The sequence below is a fragment of the Paenibacillus sp. 01T443 genome, from assembly GCF_056398325.1.
The window spans coordinates 405,410-417,069 of sequence record NZ_JBFTPE010000002.1 but is presented as its reverse complement, the minus strand read 5'-3'; the positions used below and the strand labels follow the sequence as shown (position 1 = coordinate 417,069).

Annotated in this window: 7 protein-coding genes, 16 tRNA genes and 1 rRNA gene; 23 read left to right on the top strand and 1 reads right to left on the bottom strand. The window is 45.7% G+C overall.

The genetic code is table 11. The features are described from left to right. The 23 genes from AC1DLI_RS04585 to AC1DLI_RS04475 all read left to right on the top strand — a co-directional run. Positions 1–106, top strand: a 23S ribosomal RNA gene (locus tag AC1DLI_RS04585); the annotation flags it as partial. Positions 107–218: 112 nt separating this feature from the next. Continuing rightward, positions 219–294: transfer RNA gene (locus AC1DLI_RS04580), tRNA-Asn, on the top strand. 4 nt (positions 295–298) lie between these two features. After that, positions 299–389 (top strand) — tRNA-Ser (locus AC1DLI_RS04575). A gap of 4 nt (positions 390–393) precedes the next feature. After that, positions 394–468: transfer RNA gene (locus AC1DLI_RS04570), tRNA-Glu, on the top strand. A 67-nt stretch (positions 469–535) separates the two neighbouring features. After that, positions 536–611, top strand: a tRNA-Val gene (locus AC1DLI_RS04565). Positions 612–626: 15 nt separating this feature from the next. After that, positions 627–703 (top strand) — tRNA-Met (locus AC1DLI_RS04560). 41 nt (positions 704–744) lie between these two features. Beyond that, positions 745–821: transfer RNA gene (locus AC1DLI_RS04555), tRNA-Asp, on the top strand. A 15-nt stretch (positions 822–836) separates the two neighbouring features. Beyond that, a tRNA-Phe gene (locus tag AC1DLI_RS04550) sits at positions 837–912 on the top strand. 31 nt (positions 913–943) lie between these two features. Then, positions 944–1,019, top strand: a tRNA-Thr gene (locus AC1DLI_RS04545). A gap of 3 nt (positions 1,020–1,022) precedes the next feature. Beyond that, a tRNA-Tyr gene (locus tag AC1DLI_RS04540) sits at positions 1,023–1,107 on the top strand. Positions 1,108–1,116: 9 nt separating this feature from the next. Then, positions 1,117–1,190: transfer RNA gene (locus tag AC1DLI_RS04535), tRNA-Trp, on the top strand. 18 nt (positions 1,191–1,208) lie between these two features. Then, positions 1,209–1,284 (top strand) — tRNA-His (locus AC1DLI_RS04530). 29 nt (positions 1,285–1,313) lie between these two features. After that, a tRNA-Gln gene (locus tag AC1DLI_RS04525) sits at positions 1,314–1,388 on the top strand. 7 nt (positions 1,389–1,395) lie between these two features. Then, a tRNA-Gly gene (locus AC1DLI_RS04520) sits at positions 1,396–1,470 on the top strand. 7 nt (positions 1,471–1,477) lie between these two features. Continuing rightward, a tRNA-Cys gene (locus tag AC1DLI_RS04515) sits at positions 1,478–1,551 on the top strand. Between the two features lie 25 nt (positions 1,552–1,576). Continuing rightward, positions 1,577–1,653: transfer RNA gene (locus AC1DLI_RS04510), tRNA-Arg, on the top strand. A 13-nt stretch (positions 1,654–1,666) separates the two neighbouring features. Next, a tRNA-Leu gene (locus AC1DLI_RS04505) sits at positions 1,667–1,748 on the top strand. 282 nt (positions 1,749–2,030) lie between these two features. Beyond that, positions 2,031–3,782, top strand: a complete 1,752-nt coding sequence (locus AC1DLI_RS04500) for a sensor histidine kinase (RefSeq protein WP_477600047.1) — start codon at positions 2,031–2,033, stop codon at positions 3,780–3,782. Further along, on the top strand, positions 3,775–5,388 hold the full coding sequence (locus tag AC1DLI_RS04495; protein WP_477600045.1) for a response regulator: 1,614 nt from the start codon (positions 3,775–3,777) through the stop codon (positions 5,386–5,388). The genes AC1DLI_RS04500 and AC1DLI_RS04495 overlap by 8 nt, the downstream gene beginning before the upstream one ends. Before the next feature lie 119 nt (positions 5,389–5,507). Continuing rightward, a complete protein-coding gene (locus AC1DLI_RS04490; RefSeq protein ID WP_309000360.1) occupies positions 5,508–6,485 on the top strand; it encodes an ABC transporter permease in 978 nt (325 codons plus the stop codon). Positions 6,486–6,537: 52 nt separating this feature from the next. Then, complete coding sequence (locus AC1DLI_RS04485) at positions 6,538–7,470, top strand: carbohydrate ABC transporter permease (RefSeq protein WP_477600042.1); 933 nt, start codon at positions 6,538–6,540, stop codon at positions 7,468–7,470. Between the two features lie 84 nt (positions 7,471–7,554). After that, on the top strand, positions 7,555–9,102 hold the full coding sequence (locus AC1DLI_RS04480; RefSeq protein ID WP_477600040.1) for an ABC transporter substrate-binding protein: 1,548 nt from the start codon (positions 7,555–7,557) through the stop codon (positions 9,100–9,102). Positions 9,103–9,283: 181 nt separating this feature from the next. Further along, complete coding sequence (locus AC1DLI_RS04475; RefSeq protein ID WP_477600039.1) at positions 9,284–10,864, top strand: ABC transporter substrate-binding protein; 1,581 nt, start codon at positions 9,284–9,286, stop codon at positions 10,862–10,864. A gap of 162 nt (positions 10,865–11,026) precedes the next feature. On the opposite strand, the gene AC1DLI_RS04470 is transcribed toward AC1DLI_RS04475, so the two are convergent. After that, complete coding sequence (locus AC1DLI_RS04470; RefSeq protein WP_477600037.1) at positions 11,027–11,581, bottom strand: C40 family peptidase; 555 nt, start codon at positions 11,579–11,581, stop codon at positions 11,027–11,029. Between the last annotated feature and the right edge of the window lie 79 nt (positions 11,582–11,660).

Here is an 11,660-nt window from a genome sequence, read left to right as displayed (position 1 = left end):
TCCCAGTATGTAAGACCCCTTGAAGACGACGAGGTTGATAGGTTCGGGGTGGAAGCACAGCAATGTGTGTAGCTGACGAATACTAATCGGTCGAGGGCTTATCCTAAACACGTTTGCATGGACCCATACATCCGGCAGACAGCAGCTAATAAGGTTTCAGCAAACCTAACTTTCGTATCCAGTTTTCAGGGCGCAACTTGCTTTGAAAGTGATTTTATTCCCTGATAGCTCAGTTGGTAGAGCACTCGACTGTTAATCGAGTTGTCACAGGTTCGAGTCCTGTTCGGGGAGCCATTATAGAGAGGTGTCCGAGTGGTCGAAGGAGCACGATTGGAAATCGTGTAGGCTCTAACCGGGTCTCGAGGGTTCGAATCCCTTCCTCTCTGCCAGTAAGGCCCGTTGGTCAAGTGGTTAAGACACCTCCCTTTCACGGAGGTAACAGGGGTTCGAGTCCCCTACGGGTCACCAAAAACTTCTTAAAAAGTTATTGACAAGAGCGAAACGCCTATGATATTATATAAAGGTCGCTCAACACGGAGGCTTAGCTCAGCTGGGAGAGCATCTGCCTTACAAGCAGAGGGTCGGCGGTTCGATCCCGTCAGCCTCCACCATTTAAATAATAACGACGCGGGGTGGAGCAGCCCGGTAGCTCGTCGGGCTCATAACCCGAAGGCCGCAGGTTCAAATCCTGCCCCCGCAACCAAAAAAATCTTTACCATTCGGAAGTTTCCGAGAATTTGATGTGGAGCTGTGGTGTAGTGGCCCAACATGCCTGCCTGTCACGCAGGAGACCGCGGGTTCGAATCCCGTCAGCTCCGCCATTCAAAACAACATCAGGCTCGGTAGCTCAGTCGGTAGAGCAGAGGACTGAAAATCCTCGTGTCGGCGGTTCGATTCCGTCCCGAGCCACCATTTAGTTTGTACAAGCAACACAAGTGAATATGCCGTTGTAGCTCAACTGGTAGAGCAACTGACTTGTAATCAGTAGGTTGGGGGTTCAAGTCCTCTCGACGGCACCACATGGAGGATTAGTGAAGTGGCTAAACACGGCAGACTGTAAATCTGCTCTCTCTGAGTTCGGTGGTTCGAATCCATCATCCTCCACCAGTTTACCTTAGGGGCATAGTTTAAAGGTAGAACAAAGGTCTCCAAAACCTTTGGTGTGGGTTCAATTCCTGCTGCCCCTGCCAATTAAATATCTGAATATGGCGGTCGTGGCGAAGTGGTTAACGCATCGGTTTGTGGATCCGACATTCGGGGGTTCAATTCCCCTCGATCGCCCCATTAATTTAAAATTTGGTTTTGTATTTTGTTGGGGATTAGCCAAGCGGTAAGGCAACGGACTTTGACTCCGTCATTCTCAGGTTCGATCCCTGAATCCCCAGCCATTTATATGCGGAAGTGGCTCAGCGGTAGAGCATCGCCTTGCCAAGGCGAGGGTCGCGGGTTCGATTCCCGTCTTCCGCTCCATTAATTTGGCGCCATAGCCAAGTGGTAAGGCAGAGCTCTGCAAAAGCTCTACCCCCAGTTCGAGTCTGGGTGGCGCCTCCACAACTTTTTTGCAGAATTACAATACGTGCCCTTAGCTCAGCTGGATAGAGCGTTTGACTACGAATCAAAAGGCCAGGAGTTCGAATCTCTTAGGGCACGCCATATTTACCTAATTGCCGATGTGGCGGAATGGCAGACGCGCGCGACTCAAAATCGTGAGGGAAACCGTGGAGGTTCGAGTCCTCTCATCGGCACCATATTTTTTAAATTACAAACTCTTGAGACTAGAATTATCTCAAGGGTTTTTTTGTGTTTATTTTATCAGGTTTTTATACGGCAAACCGCTTAAGATTCATACGGTCAACAAAGCTAGGAGCAGCTTTTACTTTATGCTCCGTATTGGTTGGATGGACTTTAAATAAGCGGATTAATCAGAATGATCGCGACGAGCTAATATCATATTTTTAGATGATGTTAAGAAAGCGCTTTAAATGGTAGAATTAGAAATGGTTCGAGACAGGTTAGGGGGAAAGGGCTGCGTGAGGTTTGGTAAATCGATCAGGACTCGTCTTATTATTGGATTTATGGCAGTTATGCTGCCGGTTGTCGTATACATGCTAATTAATAACAGCTACTCGCGGGATATCGTTCGAGAGAAGGTTTCAGAAACCTATCGAAACACGCTCGATATTTACGTCGGTCAAACGGACCACAATTTATCGCAAATTAACGATTATCTTTATAAAATGTCAGTGCTTGATTCCGATGTCGGACTGCTGATGTCTTTCCCTATGGACAGTGACGGCTACACGCTAACCAAAATACGCATTGATGCCAAGCTCAACCGTGACGTTGGCGTTTATAATTTGATTGATGCTGTCTTTTTGTATCATAAAGACGATATTATTTTCGGAACGGACAGTGTATATAACGATACGAAGAAAATAATTAAGACGCATATGGATGAGATGACAACGGAAGAAAATCTGCTGCTGAATGACCAGCATACCTGGGAGGTTAGGGCGGACGAGCGCATGCCGGGGAAATATTTTCTGATCAATTTTATAAAGGTTTCCGAGGGCTTATATGTAGGGGCAATGATTAAGGTTCAGGATATCAATGCGATGCTTTCGATTCAATGGAGCGATGGGGATATCGGGCATAACGGCATTTATTTGCGAGAGGGAGATCAGCTTGTCCAGTCGTTGACGGAAAATCTAGCACCGTTTGAGCTCAGTTATAAAATATCAGAGGAGCCGTACGAGTCGTTAACGGATCGCAAGACAGGCGATACCTACCTAGTAATGAACCGGATGAGCGACATGGTTAACATTGCTTACCGTGTCGTTATTCCAGAAGAAACGCTGTTGCGTAATCTGTTGTTTTTTAGAAATGCCACGTTGTTTGCCCCGATCGGCTTTTTGGCGATTCTGCTTATCTACTTATTTTTTATGCGGAATATGCTCTTTAAGCCTCTGCATGAGCTAATCTTGGGGATGAAGAAAATCTCACTAGGCATGCTGGATGTCAGGCTAAAGAAAAACAAATCACTTGAATTTGAGTTTCTTGGAAATACGTTCAACATTATGGCGGAGCAAATCAAAACCTTGAAAATCGATGTATACGAGGAGCAGCTTCGCGTGAAGCAGGGAGAGCTGAAGCAGCTGCAAGCCCAAATCAATCCTCACTTCTATATGAACAGTTTAAACATTATTTATAATTTAGCAGCGCTAGGCGACACGGAATCGGTTAAAAAAATGTCTCTGCATCTAGCTGATTATTTCAGGTTCATCATGAAGGCCAATCGGGATACGATCACGCTGAAGGAAGAGCTGCAGCATATTGAAAACTACATTACGATACAGAAAATTCGTTTTCCAGAAAAGCTGCAGTGTACGTTTGAGGGCATGGATGAACTTTTACATTATCCGATTGCAGCTTTGACGATCCAGCCATTTGTAGAAAATTCGATTATTCACGGCTTCAAAAACAGGCGTCAGCTTTTTCAGATCAAGATTTCGGCGCAAATGGATGCTGACTTCGGCTTTGCGTTGTCTATCAGCGATAATGGCACCGGCTTTAATCCTTTGGTGCTTGAGAAGCTGCAGAAGAAAGAGCCGCTTCAGGAAGGCGAATCAAGCAGTTTAGGTATTATGAATGTAATTCACAGGCTTCAACTGCTGTACGGAGAAAGAACCTCAATCACATTCTCCAATCAAACAGAGGGAAGCGGCGCAGTCGTCGTTATCGTATTTCCTAAGCTCATGGAAGGGGCGAGAGCCGTTGTATAATTTATTAGTCGTTGATGATGAGGAAATCGCGATTCGCGGAATCGTGGAGGGCATCGATTGGTCAACGCTGCCGATCGCGAATATTTATACGGCGATTGATGCAGAAGAGGCGCAGTCCCTACTCAGTGAGCATACGATTCACATCATGCTCTCAGATATTGATATGCCAAACCTAAGCGGGATCGATCTATTGGAATGGGTAAATGAGCATTCTCCCTCCAGTGTAACGATTTTTCTAACCGGACATGCGGATTTCAAATATGCGCAGCAGGCAGTGCAGCTGGATTGCTTCGATTATTTACTTAAGCCAATCGATCATAATGCGTTGAAAGCATGTGTCAACGAAGCGTTAACCAAGGTTCGGGATTTGGAGCAACTGAACAAAATCCGTGGGACCTATAGCTTGTTCTATGAGCAGTGGAACAAACAGCGTCCCATTTTAATCGAACGTTTCTGGCAGGATGTTCTGCATTATCGGATATCAGCGGCACCACAGCAGCTGGATGGTGCCCTGCAAACCTATGCTTTGCCGCTTCAGGCGGACAGTCCCCTTCGGGTCGTACTCATCAGTATTGAACAATGGCGTGAGGAATGGTCTGCAAGAGATGAGGAGATTATGACCTACGGCATTAAGAATGCAGCCGAGGAGCTTGTCCTTCAAGATGCGCCTGGCCATATTGTACAGGATGGCAGCGGGATTCTTTATGCGTTATTTTACGGCTCTGCGGATAGTGAAGAGATATCGATCGAAGCTATTGCAGAGCGATGCAAATCATTTATTGACCAGTGCAAACGAATGCTGAATTGCTCTTTATCTTGTTATATTGGAGAGTCCACGCCTGTTAAGCAGCTCCGTACAGCCGTGCAGGCGCTGCTGTCGATGGAGCGGTGCAATGTCAGTAATACCTGCGCGATTCTTGCGGAACGGGACCACATGCAGGAGCAAGGGCTGAGTGTACCCCAAGCAGCGGCCTTCTCAGATTGGTCGCTGCTGCTCGAGTCGGGCAAGCAGACGGAACTATCGCAGCGTATTGATGAATGCTTCGACCACATGCAGGAATTAAAAGTGGATTATACGTATATGGCTTCGTTTTATTACGGGTATATGAACATGTTATTTCAATGGCTGAATAAAAAATCGGTGCAGATGACCGATGTGTTCCAGCATAGGGAGTGGGAGGCTAGCGAGCAAATTCTTAAATCTTTGCCTCGCATGCGGACATGGACGCAGCAATTGAGCTTGCAGATAACGGAATACGCCAATCGAAACGGAAAGGACGTATCCCAAGTGGTGGAGAAGGTGCAGCGTTACATGGAAGAGCATCTTGGGGAGGAATTCAGCAGGGAGCAGGCAGCCGAGGCCGTGTATCTGAATCCTGCGTATCTGTCTCGTTTATTCCGCAGGGAGACCGGCTATTCCTTAACGGATTATTTGGTTCGATTAAGAATCACGAAAGCGCGTGTCGAACTGGAGAAAACGAATAATCGGGTCAGTGACGTAGCCATAAACGTCGGTTATGGCAACTTTTCGCATTTCTCAAAGTTGTTTAAAAAAACGACGGGACTTACTCCACAGGAATACCGCAAAAAATTTCAAAATGTATGATTGAAAAGTCACTTGACCGTTAATGAGGTCACGACGCCGACAGATGTCGGCGTCTTTTTTTTATACAATGAAAACAAGTAAAAACCACAAAGTGTTTTAGAAAGAGGAGGGGGAAGGCGATGGCGAAGCCTACGACAGAAGCGGTCACAGCTGCCTATATTCCAAAGAGCTCAGTTAAAAAATTAACTCAAATCCGTATTTTCAGAAAATATTGGATGTTCTACATCATGATGCTGCCTGCTATCGCATTGCTGGTACTAAACAATTATATTCCGATGTTTGGAATCATCATTGCTTTCAAAAACATCAATTATGCAGACGGCATCTTTGGAAGCCCATGGAGCGGCCTGCGAAATTTCGAGTATTTGTTCAAAACCTCGGATGCATGGATTATTACGCGAAACACCTTATTGTACAACTCGGGATTCATCGTCTTGAATCTTATTTTCCCATTAGCCTTTGCCATTATGCTCAATGAAATAAAGAACAGATTCGTTGCTAAGCTGCATCAAACCGTTATGTTCCTGCCTTATTTCCTCTCTATGGTTGTCATCAGTTACCTCGTGTTCGGATTCATGAGCGATGAGCACGGCTACTTAAACAGCTCTCTACTTCCGGCATTGGGACTTGAGAGTGTCCAGTGGTATTTCACGAAGGAGGTATGGCCGTACGTTCTGCCTATCGTGAATACGTGGAAGAGCATGGGTTATTTCACCGTCATTTATATGGCAGCTATCATCGGCATCGATGATGAATATTACGAGGCCGCTACCATTGACGGCGCCAGCAAGTGGAAGCAGATGACGAGCATCACCATACCGCTAATTATGCCGGTCATAACCATTATGACGCTGCTGCAGATCGGTAAAATCTTTAATGCGGATTTCGGCTTGTTCTTTCAAGTGCCGAGAGAGTCAGGCGTATTGTTCCCTGTGACGAATGTTATCGACACCTACGTATATCGGACGTTCCTCACCGTTGGCGACATCGGGCTTTCATCCGCAGCGGGTTTGCTTCAATCGGTTGTCGGCTTCACACTGGTCTTTCTATCCAATTGGGTGGTGCGCCGCATCAATAAGGATAATGCTTTATTTTAAGAAGCGGCGTCCAAATCTTGCTTTTCTATGAAAATCTTATGGAGGTGAACCTATGGAAGCAACCGAGGTTATAGCATCCGGGTCGAATCCCAAAAACCAATTGTCCATCCCGGCTTCTCTAGGCATCAATGTTTTCTTCATTATTTATTCTTTATTATGCATCATCCCGCTCGTACTGATCGTCATGGTATCGATTACCGACGAGGCGGCTGTCGTGCGTGACGGCTATCAGTTCATTCCTTCGAAGATTGATTTGGGCGCATATCAATTTTTGTTCAAGGATGCGACCCAAATTATCCGCTCATATACCATTTCGATCTTTGTAACCATTGTAGGTACGACGCTGAGCTTAGTCATCATGGCCTTATACGCCTACCCGATATCGAGAACCGATTTTCCCCACGCGAAATTTTTTACCTTCTTTGTTTTCTTCACCATGCTGTTCTCTGGCGGCCTTGTGCCTTGGTATTTGGTTTATGTTCAGACGCTCGAACTGAAGGATACGCTAATGGCGCTTATTATGCCGCTTCTCGTCGCTGCTTTCTTCGTCTTGATTATTCGGACGTTCTTCCAGACGACGATCCCTGCTGCAGTACTGGAGTCTGCGAAGATTGATGGGGCGGGGGAGCTTACGATATTTGCGAAAATCGTGCTGCCATTGTCGCTTCCGGTACTAGCGACAGTCGCGCTTTTCCAGACATTGACGTATTGGAATGATTGGTTTCTTAGTCTCGTGTTCATTACGAAGGATGGCAATATTACCGTCCAGTATTTGATGTATAAAACGATGCTGAACATCCAGTTTCTTGCGAACAACAGCACGGCTGCAGCGGCAATCACAGCGGCAGGCGGCACATTCAAATTTCCGAGCGAGACGGTACGCATGGCAATGGTCGTCGTTGGAATCGGACCGATCATATTCGCTTACCCCTTCTTTCAAAAGTATTTTGTAAAAGGGCTGACTGTGGGCGCCGTAAAAGGTTAATCACAATTTTGCCGCTAACGTTTGGCTGTAGCCGGTCATTCCGGTTTAGCATATAACCTAATTTTTGAGGGAGGTCCACCCGCTATGAAGCAAGTTAAACAAAAAACATCTATGCTTCTTCTATTGATGATGACCATCGTACTAATTGTGTCAGGATGCTCAGGCAACAATGTTAAAAACAATGCCGAGCCAACGAAGGAACCCGCAGCCGAAACAGACAAACCGGCAACAACGGAGGAAGAAGCGCCCGCAACGGAATTAAAGCCGTATCAAATATCACTAGTGTATCCAGGTACACCGCAGACAGATGAGAAAAAAATAGAAGAGGCATTGAATAAGCTGCTTACTGAAAAAATCAATGCAACAATCGATCTGAGACCGATTGATTGGGGCGCTTGGGATGACAAAATTAACCTAATGGTTGCTTCCCAAGAAGAAGTTGATATTGTTTTCACCGCGCAATGGAACGGACATGCGAAATACGTAGCAAAAGGAGCGTTCCTTGAGCTGGGAGATCTTCTCGGTGAGTATGGAAAAGGCATTACGGACTCACTTGACCCAGCCTTTATTGAAGGCTCGAAAATCAACGGTAAAAACTACGGCATACCAACGAATAAAGAGCTCGCGGCTGCTGGAGGAATCGTATACCGTAAAGATGTAACAGATGAACTTGGCATTGATATGACAAATGTGAAGACTCCACAGGATCTAGATGCCGTCTACGCTGCAGTAAAAGCAAAAAGACCGGATCTGACACCGCTTTATACGACAGCAGGTGCATTTAACTCCCATTTCTTCGCGAACTATGATTTCTTGGGAGATTCGACGATTCCAGGCGCCATTCTAAAGGATAAAGATGATACGAAGGCTATGCCGATCGAGCAAATCGACCGGTACAAGGAATTGCTGAACATTACTCGCGATTTCTTCAAAAAAGGGTACATTAATGCGGATGCAGCTACGACCCAGGTATCCTCTGCCGATGCATGGAAAGCAGGAACCGTATTCTCGACGCTGGAAGCATTGAAGCCAGGTAAGGACGCAGAGGTAGCAAGTGCATCCGGCCTCCCAGGCAAGCTTGCTCAAATCATGATGAATGAAAAAACGGTTGCTACATCAGAAACAGCAGGATCCATGCTTGGTATTTCCTTCACCTCAAAGGATCCAGCGCGTGCTATGATGCTGATCAACCTCCTGCATACGGATAAAGAAATTAACAACCTTCTGAATTTCGGCATTGAAGGCGACCATTACACGAAAAATGGCGAAATCATTACGGCAACCGGCAACACAGCTAATTACAATCCAGGTTCCTCATGGATGTTCGGCAACCAGTTCCTTAACTACGTTTGGGATACAGAGGATCCGGACAAATGGGCAAAGTTCAAAGAATTCAACCAAAACGCTAAGGTATCACCGGGACTTGGCTTCGTATTCGACAGCGAGCCGGTAAAAGCAGAGGTTGGCGCACTAGCTAACGTAATAAGGCAATACCAAAGAGCGCTCGAAACGGGTTCAGTAGACGTAGATAAAACGTTGGCTGAATACGAGAAGAAGCTGAAGGATGCAGGTGTAGACAAGGTTGTTGCAGAGAAGCAAAAACAATTCGATGCATTTCTGGCAAGCAAATAAGTAAATAGCTATCTTAAAAATTTAAAAACCCGCGCCTTTAAAAGGTGCGGGTTTTTCTATATGTAAGTTGTTACAGAGGATGTCGACTGCCGTTTACACTTGTGCTTGCAATTTTTTGTGTATTCCTTACAATTAAGCATAACAAATGCAATTCATCATCGCACGAGGGGGCAATTCGATAATGACCCGAACGACGCGCCGGTTGATTCGTGCAAGGATGCTCTTGCTAGCTTGCTTATTTCTGATAAGCGCTTGCTCTAATCATAACGGCACGAATAGCCCGGTAAAGAACAGCGACAATAGCCCGACATCTGGAACTAAGAATGAAAGCGCTTCACCAAATGCGGGTGGAGCCGGAGAAAGTAATGATCATCAATTGAAAAACTATACGTTAAGATTCGTATACACGGGATTTCCGCAGAAGGATGAGGAAGAGATCGAAGCGGCAATGAATGAATACTTATTGACCAAAATAAATGCGAAAATCGATCTCATGCCCATTGATTGGGGACCTTGGGATGACAAAATAAACCTGATGGTCGCTTCGCGCGAGAAGATCGATATTCTTTTTACAGCACAGTGGAACAAGCATGCGGTAAATGTGTCGAAGGGCGCCTTCTTAGAGCTGGATGATCTGCTTGAGCAGTACGGTCAAGGCATTCTGCAATCGCTTGACCCCATTTTTCTTGCAGGAGCTAAGATAGACGGGGAAAATTATGCGGTTCCGACGAACAAGGAATTGGCTGCGCAAGGCGGCATCGTCTACCGTTCAGATATTGCGGAAGAGCTCGGCATTGACATGACAAAGGTAAAGTCGATTGAAGACTTGGACGAGGTGTACCAGACTATCCTGACCAAAAAACCAGGTATGACACCTCTATATATGAAGCTGGGAGAAACGTTTAATGCCCATTATATCGGCAATTTTGATGCACTTGGCGATACCTCGATTCCGGGAATCATACTTAAGGATGGAGAAAGTACGGAAATCTTGCCGGCGTATGAGGTTGATCGGTATGTAGATACGCTGCGGATAACGCGGCAATTTTTTCAAAAAGGGTACATTAACAAGGATGCCGCTACAAATCAGACGATGAATAACGATGCGCTGAGATCTGGGGATGTGTTTTCCATTACGTCCGCATTGAAGCCTGGCAAGGACGAGGAGCTGGCGATTCAAACGGGGCTTATCGGCAAGCTGGCGCAGCTGCCGTTAAATGTAAAAACGATCGCGACATCAGAAACGGCAGGCTCCATGCTGGCTATTTCCTCAACCTCGCAGGATCCAGCGCGCGCGATGATGTTTATTAATATGCTCCATACGGACCCTTACCTGAACAATTTGCTTAATTACGGCATTGAAGGCAAGCATTATGTTAAGGTGAATGCACTTGTGATCAAACCGACCGAGTTCACAAAGGATTATAACCCAGGCTCCAATTGGATGTTCGGAAATCAGTTTTTAAACTATGTATGGGATAGCGAAAATCCCGAGAAGTGGAATGTATTTAGAGAATTTAATCAAGACGCAAAGATCTCTCCTGGTCTTGGCTTCGTATTCGACGGTGATAAGGTCAAAGCGGAAATAGCAGCCGTCGTTAATGTCAATAGGCAGTATCAAACCGCGCTGGAAACCGGGTCTGTCGACGTGGATAAAGTATTGCCCGAGTACAGGGATAGCTTGAAAGCGGCGGGCATCGAGAAGATCATCGCCGAGAAGCAAACGCAATTTAATCATTTTTTAATATATAAGAATTTATAAGTTTTCACTTATAAACGTGCTTATATATCTCCGCGAAACGAGCTATTGCCGCCAAAGGACGGCTGCAACCGTTTACGCTTGTCTAATAAATAGGTGTTGTACGAAAGCAGTGCCGGCAAAGCGATAATCGCTCTGCCGGCTTTTTGGTTACGACTAACCTAGCTAGAGAGCGCTTCCACCGAAAATGAAACGATACTCCCAATGCTTGTTGTCAATGCTGTCGATCCGAACGCCGCCGCTAGCTTTCGAATAGGTGTGAAGCATTTTGCCGTTGCCTAAGTAAACGCCCACATGGGTAACAGATTGCCTCGATTTCGTAATGCCCGAGTAATTGGAAGCGCTGCTGCCGCGATAGGACATGAAGAACATGAGATCGCCGCGCTTTAGGTTTTTCCAGTTTCTTTTTATGGGAGATTTCTTCTTTACATAAGCAGCCTGTGAGGCCGAAGTAGATGGCAGAGTGATCCCCTTTGCTGCCTTAAATATGTGCTTTGTAAAATCAGAGCAATCAAATGTTCTAATCGTGCTCCGATTGGAGCCGAACTCATAAGGTGTTCCTAAGTATTTCATTCCCATAGAGATCACTTTTTCAACTGATGTTGAAGCCGCATACGCGTGCTGATTTGGATTTGTGGGTAACGGTACGACTCCTGTACTTAATAGAGCGATAGATAAAAAGCCTGCTGCAATGAGTTTCTTAATGGATAAGTTTTTCATTGGTAGCGTTTACACCTCCTGTGATTGTAATAACGTAACACACAGGTTTAAGCAGTTTAAGCTGTAATTTATGGATAAA

Excerpts from the sequence above, each read along its gene's own strand:
- AC1DLI_RS04490 (WP_309000360.1), top strand. The coding sequence starts at position 5,508 with ATGGCGAAGCCTACGACAGAAGCGGTCACAGCTGCCTATATTCCAAAG.
- AC1DLI_RS04485 (WP_477600042.1), top strand. The coding sequence starts at position 6,538 with ATGGAAGCAACCGAGGTTATAGCATCCGGGTCGAATCCCAAAAACCAA.
- AC1DLI_RS04480 (WP_477600040.1), top strand. The coding sequence starts at position 7,555 with ATGAAGCAAGTTAAACAAAAAACATCTATGCTTCTTCTATTGATGATG.
- AC1DLI_RS04475 (WP_477600039.1), top strand. The coding sequence starts at position 9,284 with ATGACCCGAACGACGCGCCGGTTGATTCGTGCAAGGATGCTCTTGCTA.
- AC1DLI_RS04470 (WP_477600037.1), bottom strand. The coding sequence starts at position 11,581 with ATGAAAAACTTATCCATTAAGAAACTCATTGCAGCAGGCTTTTTATCT.